This is a genomic window from Aeromonas sp. QDB54 (assembly GCF_027707385.1).
Taxonomy (GTDB): Bacteria; Pseudomonadota; Gammaproteobacteria; order Enterobacterales; family Aeromonadaceae; genus Aeromonas; species Aeromonas hydrophila.
The window spans coordinates 1-19,696 of the sequence record NZ_JAPCIT010000020.1 but is presented as its reverse complement, the minus strand read 5'-3'; the positions used below and the strand labels follow the sequence as shown (position 1 = coordinate 19,696).

The following is a 19,696-nucleotide window of genomic DNA, read 5'->3' as shown; positions in this document are numbered from 1 at the left end:
AGCTTAGGCCGATGCCCGCTTTTGCAGGCTGGGGATGATGAGATGGCGGGTGGGGGCGAGTTCGGGTTGCTGCAATCGGGTCAGCAGGCGCAGGGCGGCCTGGCGGCCGATGTCGCGGGCCGGTGAGCTGACGAAGGTGAGGGCGGGGAAGGTGAGTTCGGCCTCCGCCACGTCGTCAAAACCGAGCAGGGCCACCTGCTGGCCGACGTAGTTGTCCTTGCCCACGCTGCGCCCGCTCGCCTCGACGCCGTAGATGGCGCCGAGGGCCACCTCCGGGTAGTGGCAGAGCACGGCGGTCACCTTGGGGTGCCGGTGCAATAGCTGGGCGATGGTATCGGCGGCGCTGCGCTGGGTGCGCTCGCACTCCAGTACCCACTCCGGTTTGAAGGGGAGGCCGTATTGCAGCAGGCTGGCACAGTAGCCGCCGATGCGCTCAGCGCGGGTGAGGGAGTCGGCCCGCCCGCCGACGTAGGCGATATGGCGGTGGCCCTGCTCGATGAGATAGGTGGTGGCCTGCTGGGCGGCGTGGGTGTTGTCCGGGCCGATAAAGTCCACGTCGTCCCGATAGTAGGAGCGGGCGGCGCACACCAGCGGCAGCGCCGAGCCAAGCAGATTCTCCAGCGGCTTGGCGGCGGCGCCGCGCACCGGGTTGAAGATGATGCCCGCCACCCCCTGGCGCGACAGGGACTGGATGCTCTGCTGCAACCGCTCCGGGCTGTGGCCGCACTGGGTCAGAAACAGCAGATAGCCCTGCTGCTCCAGCACCTCGCTCACCCCGGCGGTCACCTCGGTATAGAAGGGGTCGGTGATGTCGCGCAGGATCAGCCCCACCAGGTTGGATTGCTGGCTGCGCAGGTTGGCGGCGGCGCTGTTGGGCACGTAGTCGAGCTCCCTGATCGCCTGCTGCACCCGCTCGGCGGTGGCCGGCGAGATGCGCCCCTTGCCGCGCAGCACCATGGAGACGGTGGTGACCGAGACCCCGGCCAGCCGGGCCACGTCGGTGATCTTGGGGTTGTTGGCGAGCAGCGGTTTGGGCGACATAGGCAGGCGGTGGCGATCAAGGCGAAGAGACGAGGTGCACAGCATACCCGCTTGGGTTGCCGAGTGAAACGTTACATCCCGCGCCCATGGATCTGCCTCACAAATTTGAGGACAGCGTCCAGCAGGGCGGTTGAACTGTGATCCTGTCGGCACTTGTGAGCTGATAAAACGTTTTATCATCCAGCAAAACCAGATACGGCTCGCCGTTGCCATCCGTCAGGGAGGCTAGTGGGCAGGCGTATCGAATGACCCTCACCTCACAAGGATCTGACACATGGCCAAGTCCCCCGCCAAATCCACCGTATGGGAGTTCCTGCAGAGCCTCGGTAAGACCTTCATGCTGCCGGTCGCTCTGCTGGCCTTCTCGGGCATTCTGCTCGGTGTCGGCAGCTCGCTCACCAGCGATGCGGTCAAGCAGAGCATGCCCTTCCTCGACAATACCGTGCTGCAACTGCTGTTCCTCTGGATGACCAAGGTCGGGCTGGTGGCCTTTATCTACCTGCCGGTGATGTTCGCGGTGGCCATTCCGCTGGGGCTAGCACGGGAAGAGAAGGGGGTGGCGGCCTTTGCCGGTTTCGTCGGCTACGCGGCGCTCAACCTCTCCATCAACTTCTACATCACGGTGGCCAACGTCATCGGTGACGCGGCAGCGGAGAAGGCCTACGGGGTGAAATCCATCCTCGGCATCAGTTCCATCGACACCGGCATTCTGGGGGCCATCATCGTCGGGGTGATCGTCGCCAAACTGCACGCCCGTTTTTATACCTACCAGATGCCCGATGCGCTCGCCTTCTTCGGCGGGGCCCGCTTCGTGCCCATCATCACCGCCATCGTGCTGGGGGTGGTCGGTCTGGTGGTGCCCCTGGTCTGGCCCTGGTTTGCCGCCGGCATCAACGGTATCGGGACGCTCATCTCCCACGCCGGCCCCTTCGGCCCCTTCCTGTTCGGTACCGGCGAGCGGCTGCTGCTGCCGCTCGGCCTGCACCACATTCTGGTGGCGCTCATTCGCTTTACCGAGGCGGGCGGCACATCGCTGGTGTGCGGCAACGAGGTGAGCGGCGCGCTCAACATCTTCTACGCCGAGCTCTCCTGCGCCGACACCACCCAGTTCTCGGTATCGGCCACCTCCTTCCTCTCCCAGGGCAAGATGCCGGCCTTCCTCGGCGGCCTGCCGGGAGCGGCGCTCGCCATGTATCACTGCGCTCGCCCGGAAAATCGCGGCAAGATCAAGGCGCTGCTGGTCTCCGGCGTGGTGGCCTGCGTCATCGGCGGCATCACAGAGCCGCTGGAGTTCCTGTTCCTGTTCGTGGCGCCGGTGCTCTACGTCATTCACGCCATCCTGACGGGGTTGGGCTTTATGACCATGGGGCTGCTCGGCGTCACCATCGGCAACACCGACGGCAACCTCATCGATTTTCTGGTGTTCGGCGTGCTGCAGGGCACCGCCACCAAGTGGTATCTGGTTCCGGTCGCAGCCGCTATCTGGTTTGCCATCTACTACGGGGTGTTTCGCTTCGCCATCGTGCGCTTCAACCTCAAAACCCCTGGCCGTGAAAAAGAGAGCCGCGAGATTGAGGCCAGCGAGGCTGCCCAGCCCGCGGGCAAGAAGGCCGGCAATAGCGGTTACAACGGCGAGGTGATCCTCAACGCCTTGGGCGGCGCCGACAATATCCTGGCGCTCGATAACTGCATCACCCGCCTGCGGATGTCGGTGCAGGACATGAGCCGGGTCGATGACAAGGTATTGAAGGCGAACGGCGCCATCGGGGTGATCAAGCTCGACGAGCACAACCTGCAGGTGGTGATCGGCCCGCAGGTCCATCTGGTGAAAAACCAGCTGCAGAGCCTGATGAGGGCCTGAGTCGGCCCTCTGTTACCCTACCTCGGGGGCGCCATGCCCCCTTGTTCATTGCTGTTTTACTGGTGAGAAAGAGATGCCCAATACCGACTCCTTTGATTTTGATCGCGTCGTCGATCGCCACGGCACCTACTGCACCCAGTGGGACTATGTGGCCGATCGCTTCGGCCACGCCGACCTGCTCCCCTTTACCATCTCCGACATGGATGTCGAGACTGCCCCCTGCATTCGCGCGGCCCTGGCCAAGCGCCTTGAGCACGGGGTCTTTGGCTACAGCCGCTGGAATCACGACGACTTCAAGGGGGCGGTGAGTGACTGGTTCGCCAGCCGTTACGGGGCAACCCTCGACCCCGAGACGCTGGTTTACGGCCCCTCGGTCATCTACATCATTGCCCAGCTGGTGAGCCTCTGGTCTGCTCCCGGCGAAGGCGTGCTGGTGCATACCCCCGCCTACGATGCCTTCGGCAATATGCTGGCCGCCAACGACAGGGTGCTGCTGCCTTGCCCGCTCAAAAAAGCAGAGGGGAGTTATCAGATCGACTGGGCCTGCTTTGAGCAACAGGCGGCTCGCCCCGAGTGCCGGATTCTGCTGCTGTGCAGCCCCCACAATCCCACCGGCCGGGTCTGGACGTGGGATGAACTCGGCCGGATGGCCGCTATCTGCCAGCGCCACGGGGTCAAGGTCATCTCGGACGACATCCATATGGATGTGAGCTTTGCCCGCTACCTGCCGTGGAGCGAGGTGGCAGAGGACGAAAGCTGGGCGCTGGTGAGCTCGGGCTCCAAATCCTTCAATATTCCGGCCCTTGGCGGCGCCTACGCCTTTATCGCCAACGCCGAGACGCGGGCCGGCTATCTGCTGCGGCTCAAGGCGGCCCACGGCCTCTCATCGCCCCCCATTCTCGGGGTGCTGGCCCATATCAGCGCCTATCGGGACGGCGGCGCCTGGCTTGATGCGCTCAAATCCTATCTGCACGGCAACCTCACCCAGGTGGCGGTGCGGCTCAACGCCGCCTTCCCCGCCATCGACTATCGGGTGCCCGAGGGGACCTATCTTGCCTGGATTGATCTGCGCGGCCTTGGCATCGACACCACCGAGCGGATGGATGCGCTGCAAACCTTGCTGGTGGAGAAATACCGGGTCGCCATCATGCGCGGCGACACCTACGGCGCCGAAGGAAAAGGCTATCTTCGCCTCAACGTTGGCTGCCCTCGCTCAAAAGTAGAGAAAGGCCTCGACGCCCTGATAAGTGCACTGCAAGAGCTGCTGGCCGGATAGCGCGCCGCCGCCCGAGGGCGGCGGTTGCTATTTCGAGGCGGCCTTGTCAGGCCGATAGCGGGTCTCTTCTATCTGATCAAAGCGCAGGATCAGGGTATCACCCCCCTTGAGGCGATAGGCGCAGTGGGAAGCGTTGCAGGCGATGCGGATATGGGGCTCATCCCCGAGCATAAGCCACTGACTATGGGCCTCTGTCTGCGGCCACTTGTTTTGCTGGAGGCGGGTGATTTGGAGATTGGCCTCCTTTTCTCCCATTGGTTTAGTGTATTCGGATGCCCAAACAACCAGCAGGAGGGGAAGAATAAAAAGTGCAAATTTTAGATAGGCGCCTTTTAACCAAGTCAGGCAATTAAAAGTAAAAGGTGCTGGATAGTTGTGAGCAATTTTCACTCCCTTCAGCACGATCGGTTGTAGAGCAAAAAAACGGATCGCCCACCAGGAAAGCGTTAGTCGCCACTTAACCTTGAAAAATAGGGCTGAGAGTATGACGAACAGTATCCCCACGGTCATAACCAGAGGAAGTACGTAAGGTAAAAACAGCTTGAGTAGTAGAACGAATCCGTGGAAGAGAGTGACATCTGCGGGTTGAGAGAACTCGGTATACTCCAACCCGAATTGTCCCAGATAACCGTGGTAATAACGCATTCCTACAAAGTACACAGCCGCCGTCATTAAGGGGATAAGAGCGCATAGAATACCGACGAATCCCAGTATGCCTCCTTTCTCTTCTTCCTCATTTTTTGCTGCCCGCAGTTCTTGCAAATGTTTTTTAAGCCAGCGTCTGCGCAGGGTGTTCAGATCCAGATTTGGTGTCATCAAATCCCTTCGTGCTGTTTGGGCTTGGTTGTGATGAAGGTTAAGCCGTCAAGGAGGAGGCGTACAGTAATGGCATGGCGGTGGCATCCTGTCAGAGAATGGCGCGGCTGCGAAACAGCACCTTGCCACAGGCCAGGCAGGTGTGGCGCAAACGGTAATCGCCGGCGCCGGTCAGCGGCTGAAACAGCACCTTGTGAGAGCCGCAGGCACAGCAACTGGCGTTTTCACTGTCGTCGGTGGCGCATTCGGGATGGCGGGCGAGATACTCGGGCAGGGTAGGTAGCTTGTCCCAGTCAGGCTGGGTCACCGCGCGATTCTTGAGAATGATGCCGGCGGTCACCAGACCCGCCAGGGTGAGCAGTACGTCCGTCAATTCCATGTTTTGCAAGGCTCCATCCAGGTGCGGTCGCCAGGCCAGCGAAGGCACAATATGGCTCCTATCTTATCGATCCTGAGGGTGAGGGCGCTATCCCCGTTCGGGCGGCTGATGAAGAAGGACTGCTGTTATCTGATACCGAGATAAAAGAAGGAGCCTTTGGCCCCTTCTGTCGTAGGTACTCTCAAGTGCCGTTGTCAGGCCACCTGGCACCCCGGCTGGGTGCGGGCCAGCAGCCCTTCCGGGTTGTGGATGGCCTCCCGGGTCTTGACGTCGATGACCTCGATATGGGCGAAGCGCTCCTTGTTCTTGATGGCCACATCGTGGGCAAAGATCACGCAGCGGGCGTTGGCCACGTCCTTGGCGCTGATGCGGTTGATGATGCCGTTGGCGCCCTGGGTTTCCACTTTGAGCTTGATGCCGGCCTTGGCGGCCGCTTTTTGCAGGCTCTTGGCGGCCAGGAAGGTGTGGGCCACGCCGGAGGGGCAGGCGGTGATGGCCAGCACTTCGGCTTCCCCTTCCGCCTCGATGATCTGGTACTCCTCCTGGCGCTCATTGCTCTCTTCGGTGTCACTGACCGGCTTTTTCAGCAGGTTGACGATAAGGGCCGTGGTGAGGGCGCCGAGCAGGGTGCCGAGGATATAGCCCATCTTGCCCTCCACCACCGGCAGCACGATCCAGCCACCCCAGGGGGCGTGGTTGATGCTGTGCATCATGAAACCGGTGATGTTGCCGACGATGCCGCCTGCGACGATGGCCGGGATGACGCGCACCGGGTCGGCGGCGGCAAACGGAATGGCCCCCTCGCTGATACCGATCATGCCCATGATGGCGGCTGCCTTGCCCGCTTCACGCTCCTCTTTCTTGTAGCGCTTGGGCGAGAGCAGGGTGGCCAGCGCCATGCCGAGCGGCGGCACGCAGATGGCGATGCCGACCCCGCCCATCAGCCAGGGCTGGGTGTTGACCTGGGTCTGGGCGAACAGGGTGGCGACCTTGTTGATGGGGCCGCCCATGTCAAAGGCGGTCATGCCACCCAGGATGGCCCCCAGCATCACCTTGCCCGAGCCCGCCATGCCGGAGAGCCAGTGGTTCATCCCTTCCATCATGGCGGCGATGGGGGCGCCGATGACCCACATCACGATGCCGCACGCCAGGAAGGTGCCGATGAGCGGATAGATGAAGATGGAGCCGAGCGAACTCATGGAATCCGGCAGCTTGATGCGTTTGAGCTGGTTGACGATGAGGCCGGCGATAAAGCCCACCAGGATGGCGCCGAGAAAACCGGTGTGAAACTGCTGCACTGCAATCCAGGAGCCGATCATGCCGGGGGCCAGGCCCGGTTTGTCCGCCATGGAGTAGGCAATGTAGCCGCCCAGCACGGCGGTAAACAGGGTGAGCCCGGCAATTCCCATGTCGGCCATGTCCTTGAGTACGCCCGCCTCGGGCACGGCGCCCTTGCCGCTGATCATCACCGACAGCGACAGCAGCACGCCCCCCGCGACTATGAAGGGGATCATGTGGGAGGTGCCGAACAGCAAATGCTGCTTGAGGGTGTTGAGCTGGGCCTTGATGCCGCGCTCCTGCGCCTCCGCCGGCTGGGCAGGTTGCGCCTGAGGGGCGGCAGGGGCTGCGGACGGCCCTGGTGCGGCCAGCAAGGCGAGTACCTCGGCACGACTGGTGGCTGCCTGCATGCTGGCGATGAAACCGGGTTCCAGCAGCTTGGTGGAGAGCTCGGCCAGCACCTCGATATGGTGGTTGGCGCCCCCCGCCGGGGAGGCAATCATGAAGAACAGCCTGGAGGGCTCGTCATCTTCGGCGCCGTAGTCGATGCCCTGGCGGCTGATACCGACCACGATGGCGGGCTCTCGCACCGCCTCGCTCTTGGCGTGGGGCAGGGCGACTCCCTGCTCGAAGCCGGTGTTGTCCAGCTCCTCTCGCGCCCAGAGGTCGCGAACAAACTGCTCCTGACTGGCTATCTTGCCGCTGGCCTTGAGCTTGGCGGCCAGTTCGACAAACAGCGCCTGCTTGTCGCGGGCCGCAAGTTCGAGGCAGATCAATCCTTCATCTATCAGGGTGGTGAGCATGGTTCTCTCCTGGCTGGTGCCGTCCGAATGGAAGTGGTCCTGTTGAAAAGGGTGGTGCAACGGGTTGACCTGCCTATTGTTTCTCCCAAGTGCCTCGGCCGAAATCGGAGATATGTGCCCTTTACTGGATTTTTGTGTCGATGGCGCCTGCCTGTGACCCTGCTCGCATTTTGTCCCGCCTGAGCGGGTGATCCCGCTTGTATAAAAATGCATTTTAAAACAGGTGGTTATTTTTAATCTGAGTGCGGCTGATGACCAATAAGTGGTGAGCCTGAATGCTGCCGGCAGGCGACGGGATGGAGATTTGTGCGCTGGAACGGGTGGAAGAATTGTGAGCCGGTCGGCAAAAGCGGCGGCCTGGCCGTGGGGGATGCTTATGGTGGCGGGGCGGCAGGAAACGCAAGAAGGGGGTGTGAAAAATCAGTGCATAATCGGCCGATTGAAAAGGGTGTGTGGATTTGTAGTGGTGTGTACTTAACTATTTGATAATTAATATGTTGTATTTTCTTGGTCGGAGTGAAAAGAGGTGGTTTTGACCTTCTTTTGATGGCCTGCCGAGAGACGTTTAATCATTTTTTAGATTGCTTTTTGCATATCCAATCGTTTATTTAGTTGGACAGTTTTGGCAAACCGGAAGTCAAACCTGATGAACCGACAGGCCAACGCCCTTGATGCGGAGTGTGCCGTCAACCCGTTTTACTTGTCATGTTCACCCAGATGTAAGGAGACATCCCGATGGAAAAACTGGTCCAAGAGATCGACACCATGCGCGAAGAGTTCAAGCAACAGGAGCGCAAACAGGCCCACGACAAATGGCAGGCCAGGGTCGAAGAGCTGCAGCAGATCCGCGCTGAAGAGCCTCAGCCGGAGGCCGTGGAGGAGTGACCCCGTGGCCAGCCCTGCGCTGAGGCGCACGTGGCCCGGCAGAATACAAAACCCCCGCCAGCACGGCGGGGGTTTTTTATTGCGGTTCGATGGCGTTGTGGCTCTGCCATTGGCGCAGGCGCTGCTTGAGGGAACTGTCGCCGGGGGGGATGAAGTCATCCATCAGGTAGCAGCGGTTGTCGCCGCTCTTTTGAAAGTGGAGGCTGACCGTCTGCGGCTCTTTCTGGGTGTCGGAGAGGGCGAACAGATACTGCATCCTGACCGTTACCCCTTGCTCTTGCTCGTTGGCCAGGGTGAAGCTGACGGGTTCGCTCACCTCGCCATCCTGGGCGTTGATCCAGGGATCGGCATCAATGGCACACACCTCGCCGTCGGCGTTGCAGGCAGCTTCGCTGCTCAGCACGGCGAAGAAGTCGGGGGTGAGCAGCGCCTTGAGCGGCGCCGGGTCGGCGTAATAGAAATCCTTGTGCTCGTTCCAGAACGCCTTGGCCAGCCTGAGCGCCACCCCCTTGTCACAGGCGGCATGCACCGGGCTGCCCAGCAGCGCCAGCAATAAAACGGATAGTCCGCAGTAGCCTTTCATGATGTTCTTCCTGAACGGGTGCCGGGTGACTGTGGTGGCCCCGGCGAGGGTCAAGGCGCAGTGATAGCCAGACGGGCATGATAGCCAACCCGGCAGAGGACGACAGCAGGATCTGATGAATTTATGCCGCACATCAAGAAATTTGTCGGCAAAGGGCAAAGGAGCGCGGGGGCTGAGACCGCCAAAAAACAAGGGCCATCCTGGATGGCCCTTGTGGTCGTGGGTCGATGCAGACCGGTTTAGCTGCGGTTGCCGGCGCGGGCGACCCGGCCCTCGGCCAGCAGCTGGTAGCGGCCGGTGGCGGCCGGGATGAAGGCGGACTGCCCCTTCTCGAGGCGCAGAGTGTCGTCACCGCGCTTGAGGATCACGGCCTCGTCGATGGCAAACAGGATCTCGGCGCTGGCGGTGGTGAGCTGGTGCTCGCCCGCCGGGTAGACGCTGAAGGTGAAGTCCGGCACCGGCACCTCGAAGTGCTGCACCGCCCCTTCCATGCGGGGGACCAGCAGGATCTGGTCGTCCGGCTTGGGCAAGCAGCGGGTGCAATCCAGCAGCTCGGCCACGTCTATGTACTTGGGAGTGAGCCCGGTACGCAGCACGTTGTCGGAGTTGGCCATGATCTCAAGGCCAGTGCCGCGCACATAGGCGTGCGGGGTGCAGGCGTCCAGATACATCGCCTGACCGGGCTGCAGGGTTACCACGTTGAGCAAGAGCGGCGAGAAGAGCCCCACATCCCCCGGATACTGGGCGGCCAGGCTGGTGATCAGCGCAAAGGTCTCTTCATCCTGATGCTGGCCTGCATAGGCCAGCAGGCCCGCCAGTGCCTCCTCCTTGCGCACCCCTTCCAGCACCAGCAACTGGTGGAAGAAGTGCTGCAGGCCCGCTTCATTCTGGCTGGCGGCGAGGGTGGCAACCAGCTCGGCAAGGGCGGGCAGCTTGACCCGCTCGAACAGCGCCAGGATGGCCGGGATGGCGCGAAAGCCGTTCATCGCCTGATAGGGGGTGAGGGCAAACACCAGCTCGGGCTTGTGGTTGGGATCCTTGTAATTGCGATTGGTGGCCTTGGGCGAGATGCCAGCGGCCTCTTCCTTGGCAAAGCCCGCTTCGGCCTGCGCCTTGCTCGGGTGCACCTGAATGGAGAGGGCCTTCTCGGCGCACAGCACCTTGAACAGGAACGGCAGGCTGCCGAAACGGGCCTGGGTGGCCTCGCCCAGCACGGCGGCGGGGGCGTTCTCTATCAGGGTCGAGAGCTTTTGCGCCTGCCCGGCCAGCACTACCTCGGAGCAGCCATTGGGGTGGGCACCCATCCACAGTTCGGCCTGGGGCTTGCCCGCCGGATTGGGGATGCCGAACAGGGTGGTGAGGGCGTCATGGCTGCCCCAGTCGTAGCCTTGAATCGGATTTTGCATTGACAAAAAAGAGGGCAGATCGCGACTGCTCATAAGGGATGCCTCATTTGGTGTGCAGAAAATCGGGTGCAGAAAAGGGTGGCATTGCTGCCGTGGACCGGACTATAACATGGGCGGTCGCGGGCACCGCAACCGCTTGCCTCTCTCTTGATCAGGATCAGCATGTCTCTTGTCTTCAGCCAGTTGCTCGATGGCGCCCTCCACGAGCAGGCCCCCTTTGACCAGATCTGGTTTGCCCAGGATCAGGGGGTACCGCCCGGTTTCAGCTATCAGGTCAACTTTCCCCGCCTCGAGCTGGTGTTCAGCGGTGAGTATTGCAACCAGATCTGGGACAGGGAGCAGGGCTGCCAGGAGATCTGCATCGCCCCGGGGCAGGCGCTCTACATCCCCCCCAACGGCTGGAACAAGCCGCTCTGGACCACCGACTGCTCGGTGCTGAGCCTGCTGTTCGGCAAGCGCCAGCTCGGCTTCAGTCTGGTGAGCAAGCGGCAGGAAGACCCCGATTTCTTTGACGTACAAAAGCACAGCATCATGGCCCGGGCCGGCCATGTGAACGAACACATACTGGCGGCGCTCAACGTGCTGACCGAGGATCCCGCGCGCTCCCCCACCGACAATCACCTGCTGCAGGCGCTGCTCACCAGCGTGCGCCAGCTGCTGGCCGAGTCCACCTTCGAGCGGCCGCGGGGGGCCGAGCTGTTTCACGGGATCTGCATCTATATCCAGGAGAACTTTCACCGCCCCATCAGCCGGGATTCGATCGCCCATCGCTTCAACGTCTCGGCCAGCCACCTGTCGCACCTGTTTCGCGAGCAGGGGCACATGCGCCTGGCCGATTACATCAGCTGGGTGCGCATCGATAGGGCCAAGTTCATGCTCAAGAAATACCGCTTTCGCCTCGAAGAGGTGGCCAGCCGCTGTGGTTACAGCGATGTGAACTATTTTTGCCGGGTGTTCAAGCAGAAGACCGGGCTGACCCCCTCCCAGTACCGGGCACTCAGCCAGCCGCAGGGGCAGGCCGAGGGGCTGGTGGGATAAGCAGGGATGCTGCTGGAGCCTGTCCGAGTCAGGCGCCGGCGGGGCTGCTTCGGATCCGGAGCAGGCAGAAGGGACGCATTGTGATCCAGTGCGCGACTATGGTCTGACATGCGTGCTCGCCATTTGATTCTGCAAATGGATGGGCTTAAGATGGCCGCGCGCAACTTACAGATTGATAACAAACGGAAGTTAGGAGATGCCGATGGAAAGCAAAGTAGTTATCCCGACCCAGGGCCAGAAAATCACAGTCGATGCCAACGGCAAGCTGCAGGTTCCCAACCATCCGATCATTCCGTTTATCGAAGGGGATGGCATCGGTGTGGACGTGACCCCGGCCATGTTGAATGTGGTGAATGCCGCGGTCGAGAAAGCCTACAAAGGCGAGCGCAAGATCGCCTGGATGGAGATCTACACCGGCGAGAAGTCGACTCATGTCTATGGCGAAGGTGCCTGGCTGCCGGCCGAAACCCTGGATTTCATTCGTGAATACTGCGTGGCCATCAAGGGCCCGCTGACCACCCCGGTCGGCGGCGGTATTCGCTCCCTCAACGTGGCCCTGCGCCAGGAGCTGGATCTCTACATCTGCCTGCGTCCGGTCCGTTACTACGAGGGCACCCCGAGCCCGGTCAAGCGTCCTGATCTGACCGACATGGTGATCTTCCGCGAGAACGCCGAAGACATCTACGCTGGCATCGAGTGGAAAGCAGACAGCGACGAAGCCAAGAAGGTGATCGCCTTCCTGCAAAACGAGATGGGCGTGAAGAAAATTCGCTTCCCCGAGACTTGCGGCATCGGCATCAAGCCCATGTCCAAGGCCGGTACCGAGCGTCTGGTCCGTGCCGCCATCGAGTATGCCATCGACAACGATCGCGACTCGGTGACCCTGGTGCACAAGGGCAACATCATGAAGTTCACCGAAGGTGCCTTCAAGGATTGGGGCTATGCCCTGGCCCAGAAAGAGTACGATGCCCAGCTCATCGACGGCGGCCCCTGGTGCTCCTTCAAGAACCCGAAAACCGGCAAGACCATCGTGGTCAAGGACGTCATCGCCGACGCCTTCCTGCAACAGATCCTGCTGCGCCCGGCCGAGTATGACGTCATCGCCTGCATGAACTTGAACGGCGACTACATCTCCGACGCGCTGGCGGCCCAGGTGGGCGGCATCGGCATCGCGCCGGGTGCCAACATCGGCGACGGCGTGGCCCTGTTCGAAGCAACCCACGGCACCGCGCCGAAATACGCCGGTCAGGACAAGGTCAACCCGGGCTCCCTCATCCTCTCTGCCGAGATGATGCTGCGCCACATGGGCTGGGTTGAGGCGGCCGACCTCATCATCAAGGGGATGGAAGCGGCGATCCGCAACAAGACCGTCACCTATGACTTCGAGCGTCTGATGGAAGGCGCCACCTTGCGCTCCTGCTCCCAGTTCGCCCAGGACATGGTCGACCAGATGTGATCTGGGTCACTGAAATGCAAAACCGGCGCCATGAGCGCCGGTTTTTTTATGGGTGATGGGCGAGTGCCGATGGGGGCACCCAATGGGTCAGGTGGTCTTTTCCACGTGCTGCTGGTAGATCTGCTGCCATTTGCTGAATTCGGCCTCGTCTCCCTGGGCCTGCCAGAACTCGCAGATGGAGCTGGCGAGTTCGGATGCCATGGCGTGATCCCCATCGCGGCGACTCATCAGATATTGTCCCAGCCAGCTTTGATATTGTTTCATTGCCCGATCTCCTTATCTCGTGTGTCTTGCTGACCGCCGCCAGGCTTTGTGCCGGACGGGGCCATCAGGCCACGGTTTTTCTGCATGCCCGTGATGGTTGTGATCAACGGATTGGGTCGCGATCTCGCCGGATCAGGGCGCCAACGTGGGTGCAGATGTCAAAAAACGGCCACTATCGTATCACAAAATAACCAGCTTGGGGGGATTGTCGGCAATTCAAGGTGTCCAGCTGTCTGGCCGTCTGATGTGTGGGATGGTGAGAAGGGGCGCCATCTTGCTGATCCCACACGAGAAAAACCCGCCAGTCTGGCGGGTTTTATGGCTGAAAAAAAGATCAGCGGCGGGCGCTGGCCAGGTACTTTTCCATCTCCTCGGCAGGCACCATGCCGCCACCGGTGGCCCACACCAGGTGGGTGGCCCGAGCCATTTTTGCTGCATCCAGCCCCTGACCGGCCTGCCACGCAAGGTTGGCCGCTACGCGCCACGGACCTGCCATGCCGGCCAGCGCAGAAGGTTCGAGCTTTATCTGCTCAGCGCGGGCCAAGAGTCCCAGCAGGTCGTACATCTCCTGATCGCTCAGGGTGTAGAAACCTGCCAGCAGCCGCTCCATGGCGCGGCCGACAAAACCGGAGGCGCGCCCCACGGCGAGGCCGTCGGCCGCAGTGAGGTTGTCGATGCCAAGGTCTTGCACCGCAATGGCATCGTGCAAGCCGGTGTGCACCCCGAGCAGCATGCAGGGGGAGTGGGTCGGCTCGGCGAACAGGCAATGAACGTTGTCACCGAAGGCGAGCTTGAGGCCAAAGGCCACCCCGCCGGGGCCGCCACCGACGCCGCAAGGCAGGTAGACAAACAGCGGATGGTCGGCGTCCACCACAATCCCCATGTCATCAAACTGCTTTTTCACCCGCTCACCGGCCACCGCGTAGCCGAGGAACAGGGTGCGGGAGTTCTCGTCGTCGATGAAGAAGCAGGCGGGATCGCGCTCGGCCTCCTTGCGTCCCTGCTCCACCGCCACCCCGTAATCCTCGGCGTATTCCACCACGATGGCGCCATGTTCGCGCAATTTGCGCTTCTTCCACTCCCGCGCATCGGCCGACATGTGGACGGTGACGCGAAAGCCGAGGCGGGCGCTCATGATGCCGATGGACATGCCGAGGTTGCCGGTGGAGCCCACCGCGATGCTGTACTGGCTGAAGAAGTGGCGGAACTCGTCTGTGAACAGCTTGCGATAGTCGTCCTCTTCGCAGAGCAGACCGGCCTTGATCGCCAGCTGCTCGGCGTGGGCCAGCACCTCGTAGATGCCGCCGCGCGCCTTGATGGAGCCGGAGATGGGCAGATGGCTGTCTTTTTTCAGCAGCAATCGACCGCTGACCTCAAGGCCGTAACGCTGGTTGAGAGTGGCCTGCATCGCGGGAATGGTTGCGATCTCGGACTCCAGAATGCCCTTGCTGGCACGGGTCTCGGGGAAGGCTTCGCACAGGTAGGGGGCGAAGCGGGTCAGGCGGGTGGAGGCATCCGCCACATCGCTGCCATCGAGCCCCACATAGGGAAGACCTTCCACCAGGGTGGTGGCCTTGGGGTTGAACCAGCTGACCGGTTCCAGCGCGATCAGGGATTGCAGCAGCGGAAACTGCTGGGTGAGTTGTGATACATCGATGTTTTTCATGGTGTTCTCGGCCTCGTTACACGATACAGGAGAGCAGGAAAGTGCCGGCCAGCGCCATCAGGGAGGCGACAAAGGTGGCGGTAGTGTAGTACTTGAGCGTTTCGTTCAGGGTGGCGCCGCAATACTGCTTGACCAGCCAGAACAGGGAGTCGGTCACCATGGTGCAGCCAATGGCACCGGAGCCGATGGCGAGCGTCATGATCTCCGGGCTGATGTTCGGGTAGTGCACCATGATGGGGGAGATGATGGCGGTAGCCCCCATCATGGCGACGGTGGCGGAGCCCACGGCGGCGTGCAGCACGATGGCCACCAGCCAGGCCAGCAGGATGGGATGCATGTCGAGCTGGGAGAGAATGGTGGCCAGGCCGTCCCCAAGGCCACTGGCCTTGAGTACCCCGTTGAAGGCGCCGCCGGCACCGATGATCAGCAGTATGTTGGCGATGGAGGAGAAACACTGCTCGGTCTGGTCCAGCAGCCCTTCCATCTGCATGCGCCGGCGGATCCCCAGCACGTAGTAGGCGGTGAAGGCGGCGATGAACATGGCGGTGATGGGGTTGCCGATAAACTCCAGCAGGGTATAGAGGTGGCTGGCGTGATCCATGTTGAGCTCGGCCACCGTCTTGACCAGCATCAGCAGAATGGGCAGCAGCACGGTAAAGAGCGAGGCGCTCAAGGTCGGCAGCTCGTCCTCGTTGCGGGCCTGGATGTCGGCAAAGGCGGCAGGCACCTCCTTGAACGGTACCCGCTTGCCCAGCAGCTTCAGAAACAGTGGGCCACCCACCAGCGAGGCAAACAGCCCGACGGCGAGGCCATAGACGATGACGGATCCCACATCGGCACCCAGCTGGTTGGTGACATAGAGAGCGGCGGGGTGGGGCGGCACTATGCAGTGCACGGCCATCAGGGCGGTACAGAGCGGAATGGCCAGGGTCAACAGCGAAGTGTTGGTCTTGCGGGCGATGGAGAAGGCCAGCGGAATGAGCAGCACCACACCCACCTCCACAAACAGGGTGATACCGCACACCAGACCGACCAGCACCATGGTCACCTGGGGTGACAGCCAGCGGCACTGCTGCAGGGCGAGGCCGATGCGCTCGGCGGCGCCCGACACCTCCATCATCTTGCCGAGTATGGTGCCAAGACCGATGACGGCGGCCAGAAAGCCCAGGGTGCCGCCTATGCCTTCCTCCATGGCATTGACCATCTTGAGCGGGTTCATCCCCATCAGGGCGCCCACATAGAAGCTCGCCAGCAGCAGGGCGAGGAAGGGGTGGACCTTGCCTTTCACTATGGTGACGACGATCAGCAGTATGCTGGTCAGCAGGGTTCCGACGATCCACATTTCTGAATTCATGGCGTGCCTCTGTCATGGGAATGATGTTGGCGCTATTGAATGAAAATGCAGGTTCCCTGACAAATGATGAAATCGGCAGCTTGGATGATCTGGGTTGATGCAAAGGTGCCACATTCATCACATTTATGGTGTGAAGGTGGTTTTGCATGGTGTGAGCTGATGCAGCGGGCCGCTTTTTCGGTATCATCGGTGCCGGTTTCGCAAGGGGAGGCATATGTACGGCGAAGAGAACTATGTGGCGAGAAGCAGTGTTGCGGGAAACAAACTGCTCAACGGCTATCAGCTGGCCAGACTGCACACCTTCGAGGCGGCAGCCAGACACGGCTCCTTTGCGCTGGCGGCCGACGAGCTGGCGCTCAGCCCGAGTGCGGTGAGCCACCGCATCAGCGCGCTGGAGGAGGATCTCGGCTTCAAGCTGTTCCAGCGCTTTCACCGCAAGGTGGCGCTGACGGCAGACGGGCAGCGGGTGTTCTGGGCGCTCAAGTCATCGCTGGAGTTCATCAACCAGGAGATCCTGGAGATCCGCCATCAGGAGCTGTCGGGCATCCTGACCGTCTACTCGCGCCCCTCCATCGCCCAGTGCTGGCTGGTGCCTCGGCTGGCGGATTTCTCCCGCCTGCATCCCCAGATCGAGCTCAACATCATGACCGGCAACGAGAACATCAACCTGCACGGTTACGGCATCGATCTCACCCTCTATTTCGACGACAAGACGCCTGCGCGGCTCGCCATCCATCCGCTGATGGACGAGTACATGGTGCCGGTGTGCAGCCCTGAGTATGCCGAACAGCACGGGCTGCTCGGCAACCCGGCCAACCTGGCGCACTGCCGCCTGCTCCATGATCGGCAAGCCTGGGGCCATGACTCCGACGGCGACGAGTGGTCCAGTTGGGCCGAGCAGTCCGGCGTGTCGCTTTCGGCATGCAGGGCCAGCATGGGGTTTGATCGCTCCGATCTTGCCATCATCGCCGCCATGAATCACGCCGGGATCGCCATGGGACGGCAGAACCTGGTGAGCAAGCGGCTGGCACGGCGCGAGCTGGTGGCCCCCTTCCCGGACATGGCGGTGCGCTGTGCCCAGCGCTACTACATCGCCACCCTGCCCAATTGCCAGAACCCCAAGGCGCAAGCCTTCATCGACTGGGCCTGCCAGCAGGCGGGGGAGAGGGATTGAGCTCCCTTCTGTATATGAAGGAATAGCCAACTCACTGATCCTGTGAGATTATTTTTATTCCTTTCCCGATTGGAACGCATCGTGTCTCTTGCTTACTACCAGTATCATGCCCACGAACTGGCGGCCCGCTATCAACAGATCCCTGCCCGTGCCGTTCATGGTGATTGGCTCAGATTGCTGGAACCCTGGCTGGTGGTGGCCCCACGCAGATTGCTTGACGTAGGGGCGGGCAGTGGACGGGATACAGCCTTTTTGGCTGGCCTTAACCCCGGCCACCATGTGGTGGCGGTCGAACCTTGCCACGCCTTCAGTGCGTTGGGTCAACACCATACTCGCACGCTAGCGGTGACGTGGGTCAATGATTCCATGCCAGCACTCTCTCATGTAATCGGCCCTTTTGATCTGATCCTGCTCAGTGCGGTCTGGATGCATTTGTCTTTGGCGGATCGCCCGCTGGCCTTGGCTCGTCTTGGTGAGCTGCTGTCGCCACAGGGTTATCTGGTGTTGAGCCTTCGCTTCTCCGTATCGGAGCAGGAGGCGCGGGAGCGGGCTATGTTCCCGGTGAGCCTCGAGGAAGTTGAGTGTCTGGCACGGAAGGAGGGGCTGACGATCCTCCATGCCTCGGCCCTACAACAGGATGTCATGGCTCGTGGTGAGTTAAGTTGGCAGAGCCTGATCCTGGGGGGAACACATGCACGCCTCCCCTGAGCAACAACTTGCTTTCATCGCTTATCTGCAGCGTATTTTCACCGAAGGCGACTTTGTGGCTACTTACAAGTGCGCCTTGCTTCACGGAATTGCAGATATCGCCATCGGGCGTAATGCCGATAGCCATGAACTGGCAGCTGCCCGTACCATCACGCTGGATGAGCTTGCAGCCAAGTTTGTTGAGCTTTACTGGCAGCACTCTCTACCTTACTCGGCAACGGAAGAGAGTGCTGCTTTGCTTAAGCAGAGCAGCGGACGTCAGGCAATCATGCTGACAGAGTTGTCTCGGCTGCGTGAAGAGGGTGTGAGTTCGGTGACCGCTTTGCGGGGCCATTCTGCTTGGCGGCCTCTCATTGCCCGAGTGCGGCGTATCTTGATTGAAGGCCCGTTATGGCGTTTGCAGATCCTGGGAGGGCAGGAGGTGTGCCACCTCTATCCTCATCACAAGGGGGCGGATCACATTTGCCTTAACCCCGGTATTCTCTACTGTCTTCATCGCTTTTACGATCTGGTGGTTTCCCTCTCCCGACAACATTGGTTGCAACTTATCTGCGACATAAAGGGGAATCAGGGGCTGATTGGTCCCAGTGTGGGGCTGGAAGATTTTCTCTTTGGTTCACGCCGGCAGGGGCTGGGACGGGTTGGGAAAGTACTGAGAGAGTTGCAGGGGGGAATCTGCTTTTACTGCCGCAAGGCGATACAGGGGGCTGGCGAGGTGGATCACTTCATCCCTTGGCGCCGTTATCCTCTTGATCTGGGTCACAACTTCGTGCTGGCACATGCTAACTGCAATCGCAGCAAGCGAGACTTCCTCGCAGCGCCAGAACACAGGGATGCTTGGTATGAGCAGAATATTGTGACGCACGGAACACTCCTCACCGACGAGCTCAGGCTTTTGGTGGGGGTTGATGCCGAACGTTCTACCGCTATAGTGACTTGGGCCTATCAGCAGGCCGTTCGTGAGCAGGCTCGGTTGTGGCGGGGCATTGACGAGTTTGTTGACGTTACAGTGCCTGGGTTGGATATCTCCCTGCCTTCTTGGTAGGCGTGAATCTTTTCTAAGTGTCAGGATGCCGGATATAAAAAGGGCCAGCTCTTGCGAGGTGGCCCTTTCCAAACGTTTGGCTGGGGGAGTCTGAATTGTGCTATTAAGCCATTGATTTTAAGTGATTAAATTTTTCATGTTAAGCTTTGGTGGTACATGCAGTGGTACATGCTGTAAAACCATCTTGTCTCAAGGAAAATCCAGAATATTTGGTTGACGTGTGATTGTTTCCCAAATCGGCGTTTGAATTGAACTAACTGAGGGAGTGGTGATCATCACCATTCCCTTCATGTTTGCATCAAGTCGCGTCACCCCATCACCAACTGGTCTCAATACATCAAGTTTCTGATCCACTGTGGCTCCCTCGCCTTCTGGGTTGATGCAGATGCAATGGACAATTGGTTCCACCCCGACCATCACGGGCGACGGGGACGTAGCCAGTTTTCACTGGCCAGACCATCTCTACCTTCTGGATTCTCAAGGGGATTTTCGGCCTCTCCCAGCGAGTGACCCAAGGACTACTCGACTCTCTGATTTAGTTGATGAATGTTTCCTCTGTGCGCCCCCGATTACAGCTGTGCCAGCAAGGGAAGGTGCGAACAAGTCCCTGATATGAGATCATGTTTGTCATCTGGAGCCATGGAACAGGGTTCATCATGAGTC

General features: G+C 60.7%; 18 protein-coding genes and 1 pseudogene. 9 read left to right on the top strand and 10 right to left on the bottom strand.

The window, feature by feature from the left end; genetic code table 11:
• Positions 1-3 precede the first annotated feature (3 nt).
• Positions 4-1,041 carry a Mal regulon transcriptional regulator MalI gene (locus PG881_RS18155; RefSeq protein WP_029301454.1) on the bottom strand — a complete coding sequence of 346 codons (1,038 nt, stop codon included), beginning with the start codon at positions 1,039-1,041 and terminating at the stop codon, positions 4-6.
• Between the two features lie 274 nt (positions 1,042-1,315).
• Between PG881_RS18155 and malX the strand changes: the two genes are divergently transcribed.
• Both malX and PG881_RS18145 read left to right on the top strand, forming a co-directional pair.
• A complete protein-coding gene (malX, locus tag PG881_RS18150) occupies positions 1,316-2,902 on the top strand; it encodes a maltose/glucose-specific PTS transporter subunit IIBC (RefSeq protein ID WP_270801860.1) in 1,587 nt (528 codons plus the stop codon).
• Between the two features lie 73 nt (positions 2,903-2,975).
• Positions 2,976-4,178: a MalY/PatB family protein gene (locus PG881_RS18145; RefSeq protein ID WP_270801858.1), complete on the top strand. Its 1,203-nt coding sequence runs from the start codon at positions 2,976-2,978 to the stop codon at positions 4,176-4,178.
• Between the two features lie 27 nt (positions 4,179-4,205).
• Here the strand turns inward: PG881_RS18145 and PG881_RS18140 are convergent, their stop codons facing one another.
• The 3 genes from PG881_RS18140 to PG881_RS18130 all read right to left on the bottom strand — a co-directional run bounded on the left by PG881_RS18140 (position 4,206) and on the right by PG881_RS18130 (position 7,454).
• A complete protein-coding gene (locus tag PG881_RS18140; protein WP_270801855.1) occupies positions 4,206-4,994 on the bottom strand; it encodes a hypothetical protein in 789 nt (262 codons plus the stop codon).
• A 91-nt stretch (positions 4,995-5,085) separates the two neighbouring features.
• Positions 5,086-5,373, bottom strand: a complete 288-nt coding sequence (locus PG881_RS18135) for a hypothetical protein (RefSeq protein WP_041217730.1) — start codon at positions 5,371-5,373, stop codon at positions 5,086-5,088.
• Positions 5,374-5,567: 194 nt separating this feature from the next.
• Positions 5,568-7,454, bottom strand: a complete 1,887-nt coding sequence (locus tag PG881_RS18130) for a PTS fructose transporter subunit EIIC (RefSeq protein WP_270801852.1) — start codon at positions 7,452-7,454, stop codon at positions 5,568-5,570.
• A gap of 735 nt (positions 7,455-8,189) precedes the next feature.
• Here PG881_RS18130 and PG881_RS18125 point away from each other — a divergent pair.
• A complete protein-coding gene (locus PG881_RS18125; RefSeq protein WP_011705333.1) occupies positions 8,190-8,339 on the top strand; it encodes a hypothetical protein in 150 nt (49 codons plus the stop codon).
• Between the two features lie 76 nt (positions 8,340-8,415).
• Here the strand turns inward: PG881_RS18125 and PG881_RS18120 are convergent, their stop codons facing one another.
• Together PG881_RS18120 and manA are read right to left on the bottom strand one after the other, a co-directional pair.
• On the bottom strand, positions 8,416-8,922 hold the full coding sequence (locus PG881_RS18120) for a hypothetical protein (RefSeq protein ID WP_270801850.1): 507 nt from the start codon (positions 8,920-8,922) through the stop codon (positions 8,416-8,418).
• A gap of 239 nt (positions 8,923-9,161) precedes the next feature.
• Positions 9,162-10,361: a mannose-6-phosphate isomerase, class I gene (gene manA / locus PG881_RS18115; RefSeq protein ID WP_270801848.1), complete on the bottom strand. Its 1,200-nt coding sequence runs from the start codon at positions 10,359-10,361 to the stop codon at positions 9,162-9,164.
• A 129-nt stretch (positions 10,362-10,490) separates the two neighbouring features.
• Between manA and PG881_RS18110 the strand changes: the two genes are divergently transcribed.
• Positions 10,491-11,366 carry a helix-turn-helix transcriptional regulator gene (locus PG881_RS18110; protein ID WP_270801846.1) on the top strand — a complete coding sequence of 292 codons (876 nt, stop codon included), beginning with the start codon at positions 10,491-10,493 and terminating at the stop codon, positions 11,364-11,366.
• A 202-nt stretch (positions 11,367-11,568) separates the two neighbouring features.
• On the top strand, positions 11,569-12,822 hold the full coding sequence (icd, locus tag PG881_RS18105; RefSeq protein WP_017786499.1) for an NADP-dependent isocitrate dehydrogenase: 1,254 nt from the start codon (positions 11,569-11,571) through the stop codon (positions 12,820-12,822).
• A gap of 87 nt (positions 12,823-12,909) precedes the next feature.
• On the opposite strand, the gene PG881_RS18100 is transcribed toward icd, so the two are convergent.
• From PG881_RS18100 to dsdX, 3 genes are all read right to left on the bottom strand, one after another.
• Positions 12,910-13,086 (bottom strand): hypothetical protein, encoded by a 177-nt coding sequence (locus PG881_RS18100; RefSeq protein WP_011705338.1) that lies wholly within the window; start codon positions 13,084-13,086, stop codon positions 12,910-12,912.
• Positions 13,087-13,420: 334 nt separating this feature from the next.
• Positions 13,421-14,752 carry a D-serine ammonia-lyase gene (locus PG881_RS18095; protein ID WP_270801843.1) on the bottom strand — a complete coding sequence of 444 codons (1,332 nt, stop codon included), beginning with the start codon at positions 14,750-14,752 and terminating at the stop codon, positions 13,421-13,423.
• A 16-nt stretch (positions 14,753-14,768) separates the two neighbouring features.
• Positions 14,769-16,106, bottom strand: coding sequence for a D-serine transporter DsdX (gene dsdX, locus PG881_RS18090; RefSeq protein ID WP_270801840.1), 1,338 nt, complete (start codon positions 16,104-16,106; stop codon positions 14,769-14,771).
• Between the two features lie 214 nt (positions 16,107-16,320).
• Here dsdX and dsdC point away from each other — a divergent pair, with 214 nt between their 5' ends.
• The 3 genes from dsdC to PG881_RS18075 are packed head-to-tail and all read left to right on the top strand — an operon-like array spanning position 16,321 to position 19,033.
• Positions 16,321-17,280 (top strand): DNA-binding transcriptional regulator DsdC, encoded by a 960-nt coding sequence (gene dsdC / locus PG881_RS18085; protein WP_270801838.1) that lies wholly within the window; start codon positions 16,321-16,323, stop codon positions 17,278-17,280.
• A 42-nt stretch (positions 17,281-17,322) separates the two neighbouring features.
• Positions 17,323-17,988 carry a class I SAM-dependent methyltransferase gene (locus PG881_RS18080; RefSeq protein WP_077097107.1) on the top strand — a complete coding sequence of 222 codons (666 nt, stop codon included), beginning with the start codon at positions 17,323-17,325 and terminating at the stop codon, positions 17,986-17,988.
• Positions 17,972-19,033: an HNH endonuclease gene (locus PG881_RS18075; protein ID WP_270801836.1), complete on the top strand. Its 1,062-nt coding sequence runs from the start codon at positions 17,972-17,974 to the stop codon at positions 19,031-19,033. The genes PG881_RS18080 and PG881_RS18075 overlap by 17 nt, the downstream gene beginning before the upstream one ends.
• 189 nt (positions 19,034-19,222) lie before the next feature.
• Here the strand turns inward: PG881_RS18075 and PG881_RS18070 are convergent, their stop codons facing one another.
• Positions 19,223-19,387 (bottom strand): hypothetical protein, encoded by a 165-nt coding sequence (locus tag PG881_RS18070; protein WP_270801832.1) that lies wholly within the window; start codon positions 19,385-19,387, stop codon positions 19,223-19,225.
• Here PG881_RS18070 and PG881_RS18065 point away from each other — a divergent pair.
• Positions 19,331-19,569 (top strand): annotated as a pseudogene (locus tag PG881_RS18065) (transposase); the annotation flags it as partial. The gene PG881_RS18070 and the pseudogene PG881_RS18065 overlap by 57 nt on opposite strands.
• Positions 19,570-19,696: the final 127 nt, after the last annotated feature.